This window comes from Moorena sp. SIO3I6, from assembly GCF_010672095.1.
Genome location: NZ_JAAHHU010000109.1, coordinates 1 through 20866 on the forward strand (window position 1 = coordinate 1; position 20866 = coordinate 20866).

Annotated in this window: 13 protein-coding genes and 1 pseudogene; 5 read left to right on the plus strand and 9 right to left on the minus strand. The window is 43.3% G+C overall.

Features of this window, described 5'->3' with window-relative positions; all coding sequences use genetic code 11:
- Positions 1 to 1325: class I SAM-dependent methyltransferase (locus F6K49_RS25000; protein ID WP_293101002.1), on the minus strand; the 1325-nt coding region annotated here is incomplete at its 3' end.
- A 158-nt stretch (positions 1326 to 1483) separates the two neighbouring features.
- Between F6K49_RS25000 and F6K49_RS25005 the strand changes: the two genes are divergently transcribed.
- Positions 1484 to 2047 carry a PEP-CTERM sorting domain-containing protein gene (locus F6K49_RS25005; RefSeq protein WP_293017692.1) on the plus strand — a complete coding sequence of 188 codons (564 nt, stop codon included), beginning with the start codon at positions 1484 to 1486 and terminating at the stop codon, positions 2045 to 2047.
- Positions 2048 to 2133: 86 nt separating this feature from the next.
- The gene (locus F6K49_RS25010) at positions 2134 to 2334 is read left to right on the plus strand and encodes a hypothetical protein (RefSeq protein WP_293101005.1); all 201 of its coding nucleotides are present in this window, start codon (positions 2134 to 2136) and stop codon (positions 2332 to 2334) included.
- Here F6K49_RS25010 and F6K49_RS25015 read toward each other — a convergent pair.
- The 3 genes from F6K49_RS25015 to F6K49_RS25025 form a co-directional block, all read right to left on the minus strand.
- Positions 2281 to 7653, minus strand: coding sequence for a CHAT domain-containing protein (locus tag F6K49_RS25015; protein ID WP_293101008.1), 5373 nt, complete (start codon positions 7651 to 7653; stop codon positions 2281 to 2283). The two genes, F6K49_RS25010 and F6K49_RS25015, sit on opposite strands and share 54 nt — an antisense overlap.
- Before the next feature lie 662 nt (positions 7654 to 8315).
- Positions 8316 to 11672 carry an efflux RND transporter permease subunit gene (locus F6K49_RS25020; protein ID WP_293101011.1) on the minus strand — a complete coding sequence of 1119 codons (3357 nt, stop codon included), beginning with the start codon at positions 11670 to 11672 and terminating at the stop codon, positions 8316 to 8318.
- A 47-nt stretch (positions 11673 to 11719) separates the two neighbouring features.
- A complete protein-coding gene (locus F6K49_RS25025; protein ID WP_293019178.1) occupies positions 11720 to 13408 on the minus strand; it encodes an efflux RND transporter periplasmic adaptor subunit in 1689 nt (562 codons plus the stop codon).
- 310 nt (positions 13409 to 13718) lie between these two features.
- On the opposite strand from F6K49_RS25025, the gene F6K49_RS25030 reads away from it, so the two are divergent.
- The gene (locus F6K49_RS25030) at positions 13719 to 15188 is read left to right on the plus strand and encodes a transposase (RefSeq protein WP_293019177.1); all 1470 of its coding nucleotides are present in this window, start codon (positions 13719 to 13721) and stop codon (positions 15186 to 15188) included.
- A gap of 402 nt (positions 15189 to 15590) precedes the next feature.
- Here F6K49_RS25030 and uvrC read toward each other — a convergent pair whose 3' ends face one another.
- Positions 15591 to 17525, minus strand: a complete 1935-nt coding sequence (gene uvrC, locus F6K49_RS25035; protein ID WP_293019176.1) for an excinuclease ABC subunit UvrC — start codon at positions 17523 to 17525, stop codon at positions 15591 to 15593.
- Positions 17526 to 17890: 365 nt separating this feature from the next.
- Complete coding sequence (locus F6K49_RS25040) at positions 17891 to 18268, minus strand: response regulator (RefSeq protein WP_293019174.1); 378 nt, start codon at positions 18266 to 18268, stop codon at positions 17891 to 17893.
- A gap of 155 nt (positions 18269 to 18423) precedes the next feature.
- On the opposite strand from F6K49_RS25040, the gene F6K49_RS25045 reads away from it, so the two are divergent.
- Positions 18424 to 19206, plus strand: a complete 783-nt coding sequence (locus F6K49_RS25045) for an ABC transporter permease (RefSeq protein WP_293019172.1) — start codon at positions 18424 to 18426, stop codon at positions 19204 to 19206.
- Here F6K49_RS25045 and F6K49_RS25050 read toward each other — a convergent pair.
- Together F6K49_RS25050 and F6K49_RS25055 are read right to left on the minus strand one after the other, a co-directional pair.
- Positions 19203 to 19766 carry a hypothetical protein gene (locus tag F6K49_RS25050; protein ID WP_293101015.1) on the minus strand — a complete coding sequence of 188 codons (564 nt, stop codon included), beginning with the start codon at positions 19764 to 19766 and terminating at the stop codon, positions 19203 to 19205. The genes F6K49_RS25045 and F6K49_RS25050 overlap by 4 nt on opposite strands.
- Before the next feature lie 82 nt (positions 19767 to 19848).
- Positions 19849 to 20007 (minus strand): hypothetical protein, encoded by a 159-nt coding sequence (locus F6K49_RS25055; RefSeq protein WP_293019168.1) that lies wholly within the window; start codon positions 20005 to 20007, stop codon positions 19849 to 19851.
- A 308-nt stretch (positions 20008 to 20315) separates the two neighbouring features.
- On the opposite strand from F6K49_RS25055, the gene F6K49_RS25060 reads away from it, so the two are divergent.
- Positions 20316 to 20480 carry a hypothetical protein gene (locus F6K49_RS25060; RefSeq protein WP_293019167.1) on the plus strand — a complete coding sequence of 55 codons (165 nt, stop codon included), beginning with the start codon at positions 20316 to 20318 and terminating at the stop codon, positions 20478 to 20480.
- Positions 20481 to 20645: 165 nt separating this feature from the next.
- Here the strand turns inward: F6K49_RS25060 and F6K49_RS25065 are convergent.
- Positions 20646 to 20866, minus strand: a pseudogene (locus tag F6K49_RS25065) (NADP-dependent phosphogluconate dehydrogenase); the annotation flags it as partial.

Consider the following 20866-nt stretch of genomic DNA (forward strand, 5'->3'; position numbering starts at 1 on the left):
TCTACTAAAGATGGCATCGACTGAGGGGAATCGAATAGGGGTAATAGACAAGAGGCAACGGCACTGTCTACCAGAGATTGAACTCCACTCACTGGCAGATACCTACTGATTTCAAAAGGCTGTAATTCAGTAATAGCTTTGAGCATGTCTTGTTTAACGTCTAGTATATTCAGCTGAGGATGGAGATGTACTTTAGCCTTCTGCCAATCGGACATTGTCCACTCGGAAATTGGGGTAAAGGATTGGCCTTGGTCCGGGTGTCCACACCAGAAATCCAGGAGCCGATGAACAGGATGTAATAGCTCAAACAAATGCAGTCGGTCTTCCACAGAAATATCTGGCAAGCTCATCGCTAAAAACACTGGCAAATTATCTGGTTCTTTGAATAGACTCATTAAATCCCATTGTCGCCAATGAACCATACTGATAAATTCTAGATTAGCCTCTCTTAAGCCAGCGAATAAATCAGGAATAGTGTAGCCTTTATCCCCTTGGAAAAGATAGTTCATTAAAACTCTCTCTTTTCCGTCTTCTCCCTCATATTTATGATTCCAGGTTTGAGCTTTTAGATCAACATTATTTTTTAACGCTTTCATCGTATCTAAAGCAATTTCAATTTCCATATCTTCAGGATTGTCATCAAATAATCCCATCAGATGGAAGACTTCTTGGGCTCGAAAATACAAATGACGCTGATGCTTACTGTGTAGATTGCTGCGAATAATTCCCTCAGGCTTCAAAACCGCTTTCATGGCTTTCAGGGCAACGGCTGGATCAGGAAATAAATACAGTAGCTCGTCGCAATTAATATAATCAAATTCCCAACCATTGCTAGGTAAGTCATAAATAGAAAGCTGATGAAATTCTGCCTCTTCAAATCCATAATGGCTTAAGCGTTTACGGGCTAAATCCAGAGACTGATCCGAGATATCAATCCCAATAATTTTGGCTCCGGGATTAGCTTCTGCTAAGGTTAATGTGCCGTATCCCGTGCCACAGCCAGCATCTAATATAACTTTCTGGTCTGGATTAATGACTTGGTGATTTCTTAAATAATAGGGAGTAATTAAATTATGGAAATAAAGTAAGCTTAGCTGCTTTTTTGGGGAGCGGTCGATGGGAATTCTGGGATAGGGGCCAAAATCAAATTGTTGGCGAATTTTTTCTTGTAATTCAGCGGCGTTTGTATCCATAAGTAGGGAGTAGGGAGTAGGGAGTAGGGAGTAGGGAGTAGGGAGTAGGGAGTAGGGAATCGGGAGTCGGGAGTCGGGGCGAGATGAATGGGATTGACCTTGGCCTTTGAGCCACGCTACGCGAATGGTCACGCGGGGCGCGTTCGCTTCTGAGCTGAATTCCTACAAGCTCAATTATTAAAAGCCTTCACAATCTTGAAGATAAGCTTCATGATAAGTTTATCAAAAATTTATAAAAAATGTCCAGATTGTTTGGTAGTATGACATAGGAAAATTAATCAGGGATTTAGATGGCTGAATTATCATCATCATTAGCTGTCACCAAAGGGATGGCTCAAAAATTAGCTATGACTACAGCATCAGCAGCATTGATGACTGTGGCAATGTCTAGTGCAGCCCAGGCAATTACACTAGTTAAAAATGTAGTTGTTAAGCCCCCCGTTGGTGAGGAACCTACTGCCCAACTTTGTCTTCCTTTTTGTGAAACTGGGGATTCCATTACCACAGATGTTGGGCGTAGAGTAGTAATTGAAAATAACATCGACAAGACCTTAACCAGTATCCTCTACACAATTCCTGCTGAAGAAGATGCAGCCTGGAGTAAGGAAAGTATTTCTGATATTTTCAGCGAACTCATCTTCTCTAAGGATATGAAAAAACTGTTGCTAACCTCAGGAAGTGTTGCTCCTGGTGAGGCAGTTCTTGCTTTTCGAGAAGCTGATCAAAATGTGACCTTTGACATTACCGTGTTTTATGACGGAGCCTCGGCTACCGTTCCTGAACCAACAACTGTATTAGGTCTATTAGCTGTAGGTGCCTTAACTGCTACGTCAGCTGTGAAGAAGAAGCTTTAGGTCTGATTTGGGGGAGTGTGGGGAGATGGGGAGATGGGGAGATAGGGAGATGGGGAGATAGGGAGATAGGGAGATAGGGAGGATAAATGCGATTGACCTTGGCCAAAAGGCCACGCTACGCGAATGGTCACGCGGGGCGCGATCGCTTCTTCAACTATTCTCCACTCCCGATTCCCGACTCCCGACTCCCGATTCCCGATTCCCTAATCCCTACTCCCTACTCCCTTCTAAAACTACCAAGGATTCCCCACAATAGTAAACCATGCCCAATAGTAAGGATGGGATAGTTTCTTATTACTGTTATCCTTAAGCATCTCGACTTGAGCTAGTCTTAAGGCTTCTGCTTTTCTAGGAACTATATTTAAATGGTCATAAAATGACTTCAGGAGTTTAAACGTTCCATTTTGAGGCACTGCTAACAAACTAGCTAAAACCGATTGCACTTTGGCTTGATAGGCAAATCCAGCAAATCCTAATTCATACTGTTCATTGCCAAGGGCGGTATCACAAGCACTTAAAACCAATAAATTTACCGGTGGTTGCTCTAATCCTAGGGTTTCAAATTTTCCTAATCCTAACCGTTTTTTTCCGAACTGAATGTAGGAATCACTAGCATTAGACCGAAATTTACCATGGGTTCCTAAATGAAGGATATTAAAGGATTTATGATTAATTTCATCCTGAAGATTAGCCACGGTAAAGTTGTCGTTTTCTAGGGCTTTAGCTGACCAAGTATCCACAAGATGCTGGATTAGTTTGGGCACATAGGGTAAGTCTCGATGCTGGTCAAATTTTGCTGTACCCATCGCCAGCACTGGCGCATTTCTGACATCGGTATAGTGGGTATCGGTCAAGCTCAAACTAGGGACTAAACCAACACTGTATTTTTCCACAATAAAGCTTTTGCCATCATGGAGTGCTGCTAAGGGGAGAGACTGCAAGCTTTTATCCATCACAAACACCAAGTTATTGATGTTTTGTTCATCTAATGTCTTCTGGAGGGGTTTAATCAGTAATTGATAGAGTTGTTGAGATTTAGCTAAGTCTTCTGGTCGAAACACCCCTGCTCTGGGAGATGCTACACTATCCCGGAATGATTCAGCTAAGGCTAACACTTGCTCCCGGCTGGTATTAGCAATCCGTTTGTAGATCATGTTGCCTTGGCTAGTTACCAATACCAGTTCCAACGGAGCATTAGGCTTTGGCTCTACAATTACATTGGGATTGATGTTGAGGAATTCGGTTTTCAAGACAACGTCTCGTCCTGGTAAATTTCCATAATTCCGAAAAAAGACATAGATCAGTGCCGGTCTAGCATCGGTAACTTGTTCAATTTCCTTGAGTTCTGTTTGAATGTCTTTTGCTGTTTTAATTTCAGGAACAGATGACTCCCCTTGACCGGTGGCTTCGGTGGCTTGACTGGTGACTTGACCGGTGACTTGACTGGTAAAATAATCCTCTAGTTGATAGACTAGCATTTCTTTGGACAATGCTTCAGTTTCTTCTATCATCACTGTTGGGAGTATTTCCTGTGGTAACTCAGGTAAATCTGGCTCACTATTGGTTACTTCAGTATTACTAGTATTATTACTAGTATTAGGAGATGACTGAGTAATTAGCTGAGTAATCAGTTGAATCTGACTGGTAAAATTCCCCTGAGTATAGGACTCCAGAAACCGTTGCGTTGGCAAAATAGCATTGTCGATGCCAGTGGTAATGGCTCCAGCAGTACCATTGAGGGTAGCATCCCCTACGGTAAAGGGTATGGAACTAGCTCCGCCATTATGTCGGATGATGACCGACCCTCCTGCCACTCCGCCGCTAGTGGAAATACTAGCTGTGGTCTGATTGCGATCGCTAAAAGTATCGGTAGCTCGGAAAAATCGACCAGCGGTAATATCAACATTACCACCACTACCGTTTTCTCCCCCTTGAGCATTAATCGCCCTGACTTCCACATCCCCAATCGGGTCGATTAGCACATTTCCGCCATCCCCAAAACTACCGCTAGTATTAATTACCCCAGTCTTGATGGTAGTAAAGGCATTGATAACCAGATCACCCCCACTAATACCAAAAGTGTTTAGGTTGTCGGTGAATACCTCTCCATTGCTAGCGGTAAGCTTAATATCGGAGCCATTGGTGATAATGTTCCCAACTGCAATGCTTTGATTGGCCTCTAGAGTAATGGAAGCATTGTCTATGCCTTGAATTGTGCCATTGCCAATGATGGCACCTGACCCGGCTGGGGCTTGAATGGTTACTGGGTCTTGGAAAGTGACCCCAGTTTCAGCAATGGTGATGTTAGCGCTACTGTTAGGATTACCGATAGTGATAGCAGTAAAGCCATCTTGCAGGAGGTTGATTTCTTGGGAAGTTAGTGCTAAGGTTGATGAATTGCCGGTATCACTGCCACCAATTGCGATCGCTTGATCAGCGCTGAATGGTTCTAACGTAATGGTGGCATTCCCTTGGACTGTACCGTTAAGGTTAATTTCATCAGCAGTTAGGGTAATATCTCCTAGGGGAATAGTGCTGCCCACTGCCTGATTCAACTCAATGGTGCCAGTGCCAGCATTAACACTCAGGTCTTGATTACCGTCAACAGTGCCATCAAAAGTGATGTTACCGCTAGTGCTGCTGATGATAGCGCTAATATTAGCACTAGTATTACCAAGATTAAGGGGTTTGAGGAAACTAATGTTACCACTGCCAGATGTCACACTGCTATTGAGATTGATTTGATTAGTGTTGAATTCCCCAATTGAGATATTGCCTGAGCCCTGAGCACGGATGAGTTGATCAATAGTGATAGTACCAGGTATATCTTGTCCGAGACTAATGTTGCCATTATTAGCAGCGCTAATCCCATTCACACCAGCCACGGTAGTAATCACAGCATTGGGGTGTTGGAGGTTAAGGATAATATCGCCACTGTTGCGGGTAATAGCAGCAATATTTTTGACTTGAACATCTATACCATTAGCATCGGCGTAGCTAAATCCATTTTCAGCATCGAATAAAACTGCCCCTTGTTCCCCATCAATGGTTACTTCAGTCCCCAGATTATCAAAGATGGTACCAGCAGAGATAAATTGAGCTGTCTGATTATTAGCGAGTTGGACAGCAGGATTGGTGTCAGTGCTGAGAAAGTGAATATCCCCGCCTCTGACAATAACATTGAGATTGGCCTGACTCAGGTCAAAGTTGCGGATTCTTACATCACCGGTAAATTCAGGATTGCCAATGGTTAAGGTACCGGAAGTGCCTAGAGCGAGATTATTGAGCAAATTCGCTGTGGTGATTTGGAAGGTGCCACCAGCATCTTTCCCTATGCCCAAAGTAGTATTAGGGTCTTTTGGTTGGATAGTGATGCTTTCAGCCATCAACTGGGAAATCACTTCAATCCCGCCAGCGGTAATCAAAACATCTTTAATTTTACTGACTTGTAAGGGTTGGTCGGGATTGCCGAGACTGACTTGACCATCGGTATCAATAACTAGAGTGCTGGGGCTGTTGATGGGATTTTTGATAGTAATGTTACCGTTAGTAGCTGTGATTGCGATCGCTCCCCCATTGCCCGATGCGGAATCAGCATTGATACCGCTACCCCCACTATTGATGAAGGTATCACCACCTCTGGTAATTAAAGTAACATTACCAGCACTCTCCCCACCCAATGAATCGATGCTAGGAATTTGAATAGTAGGTTGATTTGTAGGTAATTTACTATTGCCATCAGCAATTAGGGTAATATCCCCTCCGCTACCAGTATTATTGCTGGAAGTATCTAAGCGATTATTCTTAGTGACTTCGATAGTGCTGCGAGAGTCAATCAGGATTTGTGGGGAATTAGGATTATCATTACTATTACTTAAACCACCGGTCTTAATGGTGTCAACTTGAATTGCACCAGTGGTTAATGCAGTATTAGGCAGATACTGATTGGTTAACCTGACCAATCCATCCCGAGCTACGGTAATATCGCTAACTTTGATATCTGCACTGGTGAAATTACTGGTAACAGTATTACTAAAATCAGGAACAAGATTACCTGAGGTGTTTCCTGGAATGCCTCCTAGTTGTGTCCAATCAATCCCAGCTCTAATATCTAAGGTGGGTTGATTAGCACCATCAATCACCAAATTGCTTTGGTCAGAGACAGGGACATTGGCGAGATTAGCCAGAAAAGGATCGGAGTTGGTGGGACTAATCTTAGGATTAGGGTCATCACTAGGATTAATCGCAATCTCGCCTAAGGTAACACTACCCCCTGCTAAAATATGTAAGGAAGCGCCTTGGTAGTTGCCTAGACTGACATCACCATTTGCTAGAATGATGGAATCATCAGGACTAATCCAATTCCCTGGACTACCATCTAATTGCTCGATCCGAAAACTAGCCCCTGTTTGATAGCGAGTACTTCCTTGTATGGGATTAGCGGAACGCAGTACCATGTTTCCACCAGAGAAGAAACCGCTAGCCTGATTATTGAAGGTTGAAATCTCGATGGCTTGATTCCCCTGGATGGATAAATTGCCGAGGGCTTCAGCAATAAAGGGGCGCGCTAGAGTATCATGCGATCGCACTGTATTGCCAGCCAACAGATTCAAATCCCCAGTAGTAAATAGCTGGCTTTCGACTAAAGTCAGATTATTAGCAGCTGAGAGTGTAGCAGTCTTAGCGTTTACCTCCCGAGCCACCACATCACCCCTTTCTATTGGTAAACCAGAATCCGCAAGCTCTACTTTCCCATCTGGCTTCACCACAATCGGTGTCTGTAACCCTTCAACTCCCCCGGTCAACAAGGTTGGTAAATCCTGAGGTGTAAATGGTAGCTGCTCCCCATCAGCATCCGTTGGTAATTCAATTTCTATACTTAATAGGTGTCCTGGTTGGCTAATCCTAACTAAATTAGCACCATCTACCGCAGCCAGAGTAACCGTTCCGTTGGGAGCACTTACGTTTCCAGTAGTAATCACACTACCGCCGATTACGGTTAAATTATTCCCCTCTAGTACTTCCAGCTTACCAGCATTAATAATACTCCCTGGTTGATTCGAGTCAAAGGCCAAAGTCTTCGGATTACCGATTAAAGTTTGATAGTCATTTGACCCAAAGCTAGTGAACCAATTGTCTTCACCAAACCCAATCCGATTCGCTGTTGTTACGGTCAAATCACCTGGGACATTCAACCGAGCATTAGCACCAAACACCCATCCCGCTGGATTCATTAAAACTAAATTTGAGTTACCGCCAACAACCCGAATTAACCCGTCAACAATTGACGCTTCACCTCCAATCACCCGACCCACAATATTACGAATTTGGGGATTAGACAGAAACGTAACTGTCTGTTCTGCATTCAGACCAAGTTTTTCAAAACTATGGAATAAATTTGATCCATCTCCGGAAAATGTACCGCCGTCAACCGTCAAATCATTGCCATCAATTGTAATACTAGTGCCCGTTCCATCTGCGGCTGGTATAATAGAATCAGCCTTAGCAACATGGACAGGATATAGTATTGCTATACCTAAATAAATTTCTCCAACTAGAGAAAAAATTTTCCACAACCAGTTACTATGCCACCCAACAGCTTTCACGATTATATGCTCCCACTCAACCAATAACCTACACCAATCACCTCAAGTAATCATAACTTAGTTAATCCCTACTTAATCGCTATTTAATTGCTAATTAATACCACCACCTTAGGACAGTTAACTTGATAAATTTGAATTTATCAAGCAAGATAGTCACAGGTCATAATTATTAGTCAGTTACTAAATTTAGCGAAGTGCCGAAATTGTCATATTACTTACTTGTAATATTAATTGGTTAAAACAATCCGCCTCCCTTGTTTACTTCCTTTATTGGCGTGCTTGGCATTTTCGCGATTGATCAAACACCCCCCTTGCTCAAATCTTACCATCATCAGACTGGTGCGAATACTATCCACCCTATCACTACACCAACCAAACTCGTAATCAGGGAAGGGATATAACTTATGGGTAACTTATGGGTAACTTATGGGTTGATCAGGGGAAGGATTGATTGGTTTTGGTTAATACAATCAATAGGTAATTGACATCTGCATTATATTAATAAAATACCAACAATAAACTTTGTATAGTTAATTGTTATTCACCCTAGGCATAAGGATTCAGCCGTCAGCTATCAGCCCTTGGCTGATAGCTGACGGCACCTCAAGTAGCGTGCGCGTAGCGCTAATCGCTGTTCGCTTACCTAGACATTTGTCGAGAGACTAGAATTTACCATTACTAGCAGCAACAGAAGTACCATTGCTCAAATACTGCTCAGGCTCTACCTCAACCTCTACTAGGTCTTGGGAATCTTGAGTGTTACTTCCAAATAGGGTCTTTCTTGTCCAACGAACTAAGTTATCGACATAGGTAAATAACACCGGCACCACCACCAAGGTTAGCAGAGTAGAAGTGGTAAATCCTCCAATCACGGCAATAGCCATCGGACTACGAACTTCACCGGCTGCTCCCCATTCCAAGGCAATGGGAATCATGCCAGCAACGGTGGAGACGGAGGTCATCAAAATCGGTCGCAAGCGACTGACTCCAGCTTGAATCACTGCTTTAAACTGGGGCATCCCTTCTTGCTGATGGGCTAAGGCAAAGTCTACCAAAAGAATGGCATTTTTGGTCACCAATCCCATTAGTAATACTATTCCGATCAGGGCAAACAGTCCCAATTCCTTCTGGCCTATCAACAGTCCCATTAAGGCTCCACCGATGGATAGGGGTAAAGCCACCAAAATCCCAAAGGGATAAAGAAAACTGTTGTACAACAGCACCAGAATGGCATAAATCGACAGCACTGCTAGCCCTAAGGCGCTGAAAAATCGACTGAATATGTCTCGCATAATCTTGGCATCCCCAGCGGGTTCCTCGGAAACTCCAGGGGGTAGGGGATTCATGGCAGGTAGGGATTTAACTTTTGCGATCGCATCTCCTAGAGAAATCCCTTGCAAGTTGCCTCCCAAAGACACCTGACGAGAACGATTAAAGCGGTCAATCTGGGCAGGTCCACTCCCTAAACGGATATCAGCTACGGCAGCAATCGGTACTAAAGTACCATTTTGACTGGGAACCCGCAGATTTTTAAGGGTTTCGATGTCATCCCTGGATGCTGGGTCAAGTTGAACACGAATCGGAATTTGTCGGTCAGGTAAGTCAAATTTAGCCAGATTTGACTCAAGATCTCCAATTAGGGCTAAAGAGGCAGTGCGTGCGATCGCTTGAACAGACACTCCTAAATCTGCAGCACGGGCAGGGTTAGGTACAATCACAATTTCTGGTTTAACTAGACTTTCACTAGAGGTAACTTCCACTAAACCAGGAATTTGACGCATCTGTTTTTCTAGAGCTTGGGCGGTTTGGGACAGCAGTTCACCATTTTCACTCTTGAGGATAATTGATAAATCCTGGTTAGAGCCTCGAGCCCCTTGACTACGGAATCTAACCCTCGCGCCAGGTATTTTCTGGAAATCCTCACGCATCTCCTGGCCAAATTCTCTTTGAGAGAGTTCCCGTTGGTCTTTGGGTAAGAGTTTGGCGTATACAATAGCAGAATTTACACCATCATCTCCAGCACTGGCCAGAACATTTTCCACAGCTGGGTTTGACTGCAACAACCGATTTGTTTCTTGAATGACCTCTATGGTTTCATTCAGCTCAGACCCCGGTGGCAGCTCAATGGATATCGTACTGACTCCAGTATCCCCATTACTAAACAAACCCTTGGGAATAAACTGTACAAGCTGCAAGCTACCGATGAAAAAAGCTACAGCTATCAACATCGTGGTAATCCGGTGCTTCAACGCCCAGGTTAATAGACCTCGATAAGGTTGTATGCGCCGGCTCTTATCGGTTGCAGGTTGTTCGGTTGCAGGTTGTTCGGTTGCAGGTTGAAGGTTATTGGGTTGAAGGTTATTGGGTTGAAGGTTATTGGGTTGAAGGTTATTGGGTTGAAGGTTATTGGGTTGAAGGTTATTGGGTTGAAGGTTATTGGGTTGAAGGTTATTGGGTTGATGGTTATTTTGCCAACTTTCAACCTTGGCCAAAAGGCCACGCTTCGCGAACAACTTGTCAACCTTCAATGCTTTTGATTTTGGCTTGAGCAAATAAGCGCTCAGCATCGGTGTCATTGTTGTAGCTACTAGGGTGGAAAACATAGTAGATACAGCAACGGTTACTCCAAAGGGTTGGAAGAATTGACCAGGGATACCCCCCATAAAGGCTACAGGAATAAATACCGCGACAATAGTTGCTGTGGTCGCTACTACAGCTAAACCAATTTCCCGCGCCCCATCCCAAGCTGCTTTCAAGGGTTTCTTACCCATATCCAAGTGCTGGTCGATATTTTCAATCATGCAAATGGCATCATCGACCAAGTTCCCTACTGCTAGGGCTAAACCCAGTAGGGTCATACCGTTGAGGGTATAGTTTAGGGATTTCATCACCAAAAAGGTGGGAATAATTGATAAAGGTAGAGCTACTGCTGTAATTAGAGTTACCCGCCAATTTCTTAGAAATATCCCCACGGTGAGTATGGTAAGTAGTGAACCGATAACCAGGGAATCGATGGTTGCTTGGTAGGACTCACGGATTGAATCAGCACGGGTGAAGATCAAGCGCAGTTCGATATCCTCTGGGAGGGTAGTTTTTAGTTGTTCAACAGCTTTGCTAACCCCTTCTTCCACCGAGACTAAACTGCTACCACTGCTCCGCAGTACAGAAAAGGCTACCACTGACTCCCCATTGAGATAGGCAGCTTTCCTAAGATCACCAAAGCCGTCTGTAACCTTTCCCAAACTGGAAAGGGTAACATTTGCGCCATCCGGGAGGACAATACGGTAGTTTTTCAACTCTTCCACGGTCTTGGCACTTCCGAGAGTCCGGACATTCTGTTCAGCGCCGCCGATGTTACCGCGACCACCGGGTAAGTTAATATTAAAAGTCCGAATTTGGTCATTAACTTGGGTAGCAGTGATACCAAAGGCTTGTAATCTAGCCGGGTCAAGGTCAACTCGAATTTCCCGGTCAACTCCTCCGAGTCGATCAATTTGGGCAACTCCCGGTACATTCACCAGATCACGGCTAATTTTCCGGTCAACTAGGTCACTCAACTCCTCCAGCGAGCGTTTGTCAGAAGCTACCGCATAGGTCATGACTGAACCCCCGGCAAATTCTAACCGCCTGACAATAGGTTCGTTGATATCTAGGGGCAAACTTTGGCGAATTTGAGCTACCGCATTGCGTACATCATTAGTGGCCTGATTGCTATCAGTTCCCAGGACAAAATTAATAATAGTGCTGGAGCTGCCATCAGTAACGGTGGAGGAGATTTGGTCAATATCTCCAAGGCTAGCAACAGCATCTTCAATTTTTTTGGTTACCTGGAATTCCAGTTCTGCCGGTCCTGCCCCTGGCTGGGTGACAGTAACCATCACCGCTGGAAGATCAATATTGGGAAGCTGATCAATTCCCAACTGGTTAAAGGAGAATAGACCAACTATTCCTAAAACCAGGAACATGACCAGAGTAGCAACCGGATTTTTAATTGACCAAGAGGAGACGTGGAAGGACATCTTATAAATAGTTGAAGGTTATTGGCTTGAAGGCGATGGGAGGGCTTCTATTGAGTTTCTAAGACTTGGACGCGATCGCCGTCTTTGAGGAAAGCAGCACCTTTGACTACAATGCGATCGCTTGGGGCTAAACCACTCTTGATTTCTACTTGCCCATCAGGGAGGAGTTCTCCCATTACCACTGGCTTTGCTTTAACAGTGTTATCTGCTTCGAGTCGGTAAACGATTGCACTAGTGTCAGGTTGGGGCAAGACTGCTTTCGATGGTATAGTTAGACCGGTAGTGGATGAGGTGGTGATAGAGCCTTGTAAAAACATTCCTGGTCGCAAGCTACCGGAATTGGGTAAATCTACTTTGACCACAGCCTGACGAGACTGCTGATCAACTATCGGGTCAATTTCTCGTACTGTTCCAGAAAGCTTCAGGCTGCTATCTCCTCTAGAGGATATTTCTACTGGTTGCCCAATCTGAATTTGGGACAGTTGGGTTTCCGGTACCCTTAATAACAATTCCAAACGCCCCTTTTCGATAATGGTAAAGAGTTTTTCTGACGAAGAGGTAATATCACCGACACGGGCATTTCTAGTGGCTACTTTGCCACTGACTGGTGCCACCACTTGGGTATCCTTTAGTTGCGCCATCACTAACTGGACTTGTGCCTTCTCTCTAGCCAGTTGAGCTTGAGCTTGAGCAATTACTTCTGGACGGGAACCAGCCAATCTTTGCTGGAGCTGCTGTTGAGCTTCTACTACAGCGGCTTCTAACTGGGCAATTTCTGGGCTGTTGGTGTTTCGTGCTTGCTCAAGGCGTTGTTGCGCTTCAGATAAATTCGCTTGAGCACTGAAATATTGACTTTCCACCTCATTATAGCGGTCTTGGGAGATGGCTCCCTCGGCAATCAATTTTTTCTGGCTCTCGAAGCGACGTTTAGCTAGACTCAACTGGGCTTCAGCAGATGCCACTTGGGCTTTTGCTTGGTCAATCTGTCTAGGAATACTAGCTTCGGCCTGCCTTAGACGAGCTCTAGCTTGGTCTAGACGAGCTCTAGCTTGGGATTTTTCTTCTGAGCGTGACCCCGCCTTCAGTTCTGCTAAACGGGCTTCAGCTTGGGCAACTGCTGCCTGAGCTTGAGCTAACTGTGCCTGAAGCACAGCATTATCTAGGCGTGCCATTACTTGTCCGGCCTTGACAAATTCCCCTTCTCTAACCAGTACCTGTTTAATCTGTAAACCCGTTGCTTGGGACTTGACCCTAATCTCCTCAAAAGCAGCAACACTACCAATAACTTCTAGGGTACGGTTAACTGTGGTGGTTTTTACGTCTGCCACCGTAACAGTTTGAGCAGGTACAGCAGAGGGGACAGCCCCAGGGGTTTCAGCAGAGGGGACAGCCCCAGGGGTTTGAACAGTTTCAGCAGGGGAATCGGTTTTTTGAACCTTTGGAGCTGTCCCGATCAATCGCATTCCTAGCAAGGTCAGCATAATGCCTATACCCATGGCCATCACTAAAGTACCTGCTCCTAATGTCAAGGAGTTTTGGGATTGACTAGTCCCGGATCTGGGTAATGATGAGGCTGAATCCTCCTGTTGGTGATTAGCTTGGTGATTAGGTTGCTGATCTGGCTGACTGATAGTGCCAGAGCCATTCCGCTGAGATCTCTGTTGGTGATTAGGCTCAGTGATAGTGCCAGAGCCATTCCGCTGAGATCTGTGTTCATCTAAAGTGTTTCGGGTCATGGTTATTCCCCTGTTACTGGTAGTGTTGGGTAGTTTTGTTGCAGAAGGATAATTTTTGTGGCTTCATTCTTAATATAACTTAAAAATTGTTAACTAAAAAAGTATTAGGACCTGAGCTGATACTGTCTATCCATGTTTGATTTTTAATAAAATAAGATGTATAATAGATAATCAGATAATTTAGTCACCGATTCAGCCCAGCAATTAAACCCCTAAAAATAGGTATAAATCGGTATTTAATATCATAAAATGGACATTGACATTTTGCTAGCGCTAGAGTATCCTTAAAGTAATTGACTCAGATTTGACGATGCCCAAAAAAGTAGGAGTGACCAAGAAAATATCAACCCAGATTGTTCCTGTAGTGGGGATGACTGAGTCGGTTGAACTTGAGTTGTTGTCCACGATGAAGAAATTGGGCATCGTCAGGTCTGAATCCTACAATAAGCTAGGCAGTATCAGTCATTGGGGACTTGATTGGAAAAAAGCTTACCCAGAAGTTAGGAGTTTTAGGACTCCTGAATCCTTAGGACTACCTTCTAAATTAATGGAATGGGCTGTCAGCGATGTAGCTAAGGCCATTACAGCGAGCCAAGCGGCCTGTACTGAGGCGGTAGTCAAAAAGATTTACAAAAGGTTTCCCGGGAAAGAAAACCAAAAGACCAGAAAAGAACTTTGTAAACAGCTTAAGACCTTAGCCTTCCTGGACAGTCCACTCCTTCACCGACTGATCAGAAAAGAGTTTCAGCGGGGACATTCTTGGGTCAAAAATCAGATAATTTATCAACAGGGAGGATATAAATGCAAAAGGCTCTCCCGCAATACCTATCAATTGGAGTTAGCTGGTTTAAAAAGAGGAAAAAGGAACAAAATAGTTGTTAGATCTAATCGGAAAATAAAAGGCCAGATTAGACTGATATACAATCAAATTCTGAAAAAAATTGAGATTTATTTCCTAGTAGACTATGGGACTGTAGAGATTCCTCCCGACCGCCGAGCCATTGGGGTAGACAAGGGATATACTGAAGCTTTCTATGACTCAGACGGTCAGGCTCACGGAAAAGAACTAGGAAAAGTAACCACTAAAAAATCTGATCGTATATGTGCAAAGAACCGGAACAGGGGCAAGCTTTGGGCGCTCCATAGAAAACTAGAAAAATTAGACCCAGCTAAGTCGGCTCGAATATTCAAAAATAACCTAACCAGAAAAACAGAAAATCGCCGTTACAGAAAAAATCAATCAGAACTAACGGCAATTATAGGAGCGGCTTCAAAGTCTCTTTTCAAGGGAGAAGCACTAAAAGTCTTTGCAGAAGATTTAACACAACCAATCCGAAATAAACGCCAGTCAAAAGCCATGTCTCGCAAGCTTAATAGCTGGATGAAGGGTCAAATGCGGGACTCCTTAGAAAAATGGGCTAATTGGACTGGGTCGGTTGTAACAGAAGTTCAGCCTAGTTACACGTCGCAAGTTGACTCCGTGACTGGAACCCTATTGGGCAAAAGAAACGGGGACAATTTCACCAGGTTTAATGGGGTCGTGTTACAGTCTGACCACAATGCTGCCAAAAATATCCTTAACAGAGGTACGGATAAGGAAATAACCCGGTACATGAACAAGACCGAGGTGCAGGCAGTATTGTTGCGCCGTACCGCGCGTTTCTTGGAAGGAATGGGGCTGAGTCTGCTAGATGCAGTTGAGCTTGGTTGGCTTGACTCCAAACATGAGCTTTGCTCAGGCTTTCAAGCAACTCCTGGTCGGGATGCCAGGAACGTCTAAATAGATGAATGGCAGGCTTAACTCCAATTGCTGTATGACCATTCCTCACTTAGACCACAATAAAATGCACCTTGACCGTTTTGTACGGGTTTATCCCGATTAATGACGGTTTAAGAGTATCCCCACATAAAGAAAGTCCACAGAAAACGGTGCTCCCTTGGAGCCGCTACGGGAACGCAAAATCTGCAAGTCCCTTGATTCAAACTAATTACAGAGTCAACCTACTTAGAGATTGATACCGCAAGGTTTATATCTTCGGGCTAATTGACAGATTAGACTAGATTGTTTCAGTTTTTGTTTGAGTTGTTGCCTCAGTTTTTGTCTAACATTTTCCTCTGTTTGCTGACCTCTCAAAGTCTAGCAGTGGTGATAAAATAGACTTTCTCAAGAGGTCTGGTCTATTTATGGGTGGAAGTAGTGATAAATTTCCTGAGATAAACGCAAACCAATGCCTGGTACTTCTGCAAGCTGTTTAACCGATGCGTTGCGAATATAATCAATGGAGTTAAAGTGAGCCAATAGCTGTTTTTGCCGCTGAAATCCTAATCCAGGAATCTCATCTAAACGGGAACGATGTAACTGACTACTTCTTTGTTTCCGATGAAAATTAACCGCAAAGCGATGAGCCTCATCTCTAACCCTGCGCAAAAGTTGCACCCCTGGTTGCTCGGGATCAGTGGCTAGGGGCAATGGCTCTCCTGGTAAAAATAGTTCTTCGTACTGTTTTGCTAAGCTTACCACAGGCACTTCTTCTTGTAAATTTAGCTCTTGCAATACTGCTACAACTGCTGACAGCTGTCCTTTTCCGCCATCAATCATTACCAAATCAGGCCAATCTTTTCTGAGTGTTGATTGTTGATTGTTAATTGTTGAGTGTTGATTGTTGATTGTTGAGCTAATACTATCTGCTAGTTCTGGTTCGAGTTGACTTTTTTTGAAGCGACGGCGAATCACCTCAGCAAGGCTAGCAAAATCATCGGAATGACCGACAGTGATATTAGGATTTTTGATCTTGTAGTGACGGTAGTGCTGCTTGGCTGGTGTGCCATCTAGAAATACTACCTGAGAAGCCACTGCATTGCTGCCCTGGATGTGGGAAATGTCATACCCTTCTATGCGCCGTGGTAAATCCGGTAAGTCAAGAATGTTAGCTAAATCCTCCATGGCTTTGGTGTTGCGGTCAACCAATCGCTGGGTGCGTTCCAGTTCATAGTTAGCATTGCGCTTGACCATTTCAATCAGTTCAGCTTTGGTTTGCCGTTGGGGGGTGAGTATAGTCACATTTCGACCTTTGCGCACGCTCAAATAGTCAGCCAACATCTCCCCATCGGGTAACGGGTGTTGCACCAAAATTTCTGTAGGGATTTCTACAGCATCAGCAGTTTGGTAATGCTCTTCTAAAACCCGTTGTAAAATGGCTCCGAGTTCTATTGGCCCATTCCCTTGAGGGGCTACATCGGCAAAAAATCCCAAGCGCCCGACTAAGTGACCAGCACGGATCTGAAATAGTTGGATGCAAGCATGTTTGGGATCAGCCGCTAGTGCGATCGCATCTCGTGATACAGTATCGTCAGGTAAGGCTACTTTTTGGTCTGTACTCAGGGACTTAAGTCCAGTAATCTGATCCCTAATCCGCGCTGCTAGCTCAAAGTTAAGGGATTCTGCTGCTTGTTCCATATTGGCCGTCAGCATCTCAATTAGTTCCCCAGTACGCCCTTGAAAAACCATCGCGATTTTCTGGATGGTTTGACGGTACTCTTCCGGTGTGATTAGTTTTTGACACACACCAGGACAACGACCTAAATCATAGTTAAGGCAAGGACGGTCTTTAAACAGAGGTTTAGGGCGTTGCCGGATGGGGAAAAGCTGTTTGACCAGAGCTAAAGTATTGCGCAATAACTTGACATCGACGTAGGGACCATAGTATTTATCCTGTTTATTCCCCATGCGCCGCTTACGGGTAATGAAGATACGGGGATAATCCTCTGACCAAGTAATGACAACATAGGGATACTTCTTATCATCCTTGAGCAGTACGTTGTAGTAAGGTTGGTGCTGCTTAATCAGATTCGCTTCCAGCGCTAGGGCTTCCGCTTCCGTATCGGTTACGATGAATTCAATATCAGTAACCTGTGCCACCATCATTGCAATGCGAGGACTCAAGGGTTGGGAGTCACGGAAATAGGAACGGACTCGCGTACGCAATTTTCGGGATTTGCCGATGTAAATAATACTAGCGCTATGGTCACGCATTAAATAAATCCCTGGTTCTAGGGGAATTTCTTTTAATCGACTTTCCAAGGGTTCTGAATCTTGGATTAATGGCTTAGAACTCATCAGATACATTTAACCCAGTATTTCCGCCCCATAGCGGTCAGCCGTGTATGGCACGCCAATTGTTAATTGATGAGGAGGTATCTCTCTTTGCTTTGACGGAAAATCCTAAAAGCGCTTTTACTTAACAACCAAGGCATTTACTACAGAACAACTTAACCGTTGTTTGATACTTCAATGCATCAAAGCTAAATTCTTGTTTCTGGAGTCTTGATCACAGACTCCCAATCAATAGCTTGAATGGCTGTTAGGGCAATTATACCAGATACTTCCAAGACTTTCCGGAAACTTTATACAGAATTATTGATTAGAACGTGCTAGTCAATGGTCTGTGGTCAACTGTTTGTTGTTACTTGCCATGATTACCACTAGGTTTGCTTGTTTTCCGCTAGCCGATTTGAGATCACATCCAGGAATTTATCCACATTAAATGGCTTCAGAATATAGTCATGAATGCCTAGTTCTCTGATCTTCTGAATATTGCTGCGATCTGCACTAGCTGTAAGAAACATAAAAGGAATTTTGGCTGTGGCTGGATCTTGTCGTAGTGCCTCCAATACCCCATATCCATCTAGTTCAGGCATCATTACATCACACAGAATCAAATCTGGCGGTTCTTTTTGAACCAACTGTACACCTTCAACACCATTTTCAGCACCCAAAGCGTCAAACCCTTCAATTTCAAGGAGTTCGATCAGATTTTCTCGAATAAAAATCTCGTCCTCAATTACCAAGATTTTATTCATTATTATCCTGTTGAACCTAACTGTTAAAACTTATATCTTATCAGAACCTTATAATAAAATCCAATTATACGGCATAGTTGGTACATTAGCCCCATGGGATACTATTGGGTGTAGCCCAAGTTTGATCGACAGCCCAACCAAATGAAAAGATATACATGAAACGATATGTTAGTGTACTCCAGTTGTTCTGGAGTACGGCCCTCACTGCTGAACTGGAATATCGGCTAAATTTTGCGATCGCTACCTTGAGCAGCCTAGGAAACCTGGCTGGTAGCCTATTTGGTCTATTCTTGTTTTACCGCACTGGCTACACCTTTTCTGGCTGGAATTGGGAAGAAGCGCTGGTCATACTAGGCATATTCACATTACTGCAGGGATTTTCTGGCACATTCCTGATTCCCAATCTCAACCGGATTGTGGATCACGTCGAGCAAGGAACCCTCGATTTTATCCTACTCAAGCCCATTAGTTCTCAGTTCTGGCTGTCTTGGCGAAGTGTCAGCCCTTGGGGGTTACCAGACTTAATCTTCTCAATTATAGTAATAGCCTACGCTGGTACACGCCTAGACTTAGATATCAGCAACTATCTGTTAAGTGTAGTGCCATTGTGTTTTGGGTTGACTAGCCTCTACAGCATCTGGTTTATGCTAGGAGCAACGAGCATTTGGTTTGTCAAAATCTACAATGTCACCGCTGTTCTGCGCAGTATGCTAGAAGCTGGTCGGTATCCCATTGTAGCTTATCCGGCTAGCTATCGGTTCTTCTTTACCTTTGTAGTGCCAGTGGCGTTCCTGACTACAGTCCCAGCAGAAGTGATGTTGAATCGCAGTGATACCTTTTGGGTAGTAGGTTCCGGTATTCTAGCCCTAGGATTGCTGTTTGCTTCTGGGATCTTTTGGCAGTTTGCCCTGCGTTTTTATACCAGTGCTTCTAGTTAGCTTGATTCTTGCGAATCTTGCTCAAAATATAGAATAATTTTCGTTTTAAATTGCTCTATGTGCTCTACAATTTTATTCTTCCTAACAATCTCTTCTATATCACTGGTAAAATCATCCTTTGCGTTGATTAGATAGGCTGTATCCACAAATCCGATAATGAAAGATAGAATACCCTGTCCAGGTTTAAATGAGTAACTGATGATTTCAGAATTCATTGTTATTTCATTTTGAAACTTTTTTAAAGATTGATTAGGATTATTAATATAATTAATTTTATAATAAATACGATAAGAAATACGACCTCTATAAGTTCTTTGCAAGCCTATTGTTTTTTCCCTTTTTATCCATTTTACGTCTTTGAGTAATATATGTAATTCATTCAGATCCACTGAGCTTTTTATAAACCCAACCTTTGATTCATCTATCCCAACTTTATTGTAATCAGTATTTTTTAGTTTTTCCCCTTTAAAAAAATCTTTGCTAAGATAATTAATGCCAGAACTATTTATCGTTATTTCTTTGGTTGGAATAACATAAAATAAAATTGCTTCTAGCAGCATAACTATCACTATAAAGCTAATTAATGATCTTGCTTTCAAATTTATATTTAATTTATTAAATAAATACAAAATCACTAATTAATTAATAAAGAAACAATTCGATAATAGCCTTATATTGCTTAACTGCTATTTTATCGATCACAAAATAGTGAGTTACTAAAGCTAAAATAACAGTAGTTAAAAGACCACCTACAATCCCTAAAAAAATATTTTCTATATATCCTTGAAAACGTTGATACATAGCTAGTTAATAATATATAGCGTTTCTCGCAGTTATGAGGTACAGTCTTCTTTGACGTTGATTCCCTGTGTTGATGCAGGGCATCGCTATTCCCTATTCCCTATTCCCTATTCTCTCTTCCCTGTTCCCTGTTCCCTGTTCCCTGTTCCCTAAAATCCAGAAATTTTGTACCTCATAGCTATGATAATTGCTATAGATTAATGATTGGTAATCAGGGTAAACGGATCTAAATTAGATTAGATTGAAAAATTGTATATTTTTTTTCTGTTGGAATGGATGTAATGGTATTTTTAAATTAAAGTAAAGTAATGAAGCGATGTCGCCCTATCAATACTGCTCTAATAAACTATTTTTTGATTAGAGAAATTTCTGTAGGAATTGTGATAATTTTTGTTCCCTGTTCCGATGATCCGCTGTTCCCTGCTCCCTGTTATCTTTCCTCTAGTTGCAAGGGCAAAGCATCGGGTCTATGATCTAATAAAATCAAAAGAAATCATGGTCGCCCAAATGCTTTGCCCCTCAATCATTAATAAGGTTTTTTAGCGGTTTTTAGCCTAATGAGCTACACAGAATTTTTTCCCTGTTCCCTAAAACCAGGAAATCTGTACCTCACAAAACTTAAAAACGCTATACTACCCTTATGAACTCAATCCCATCCAATCGGTGTGGAAGAACTCACCCCTGGGTTTATCCAGGCGCTCGTAGGTATGAGCACCAAAGTAGTCGCGCTGTGCTTGGGTCAGGTTTTGGGGTAAGCGATCGCGTCGGTAACTGTCGAAATAATCTAGGGATGCACTAAAAGCAGGGACTGGAATCCCTAATTTGTTTGATACCGCTAGCACTTCTCGCCAACCATCCT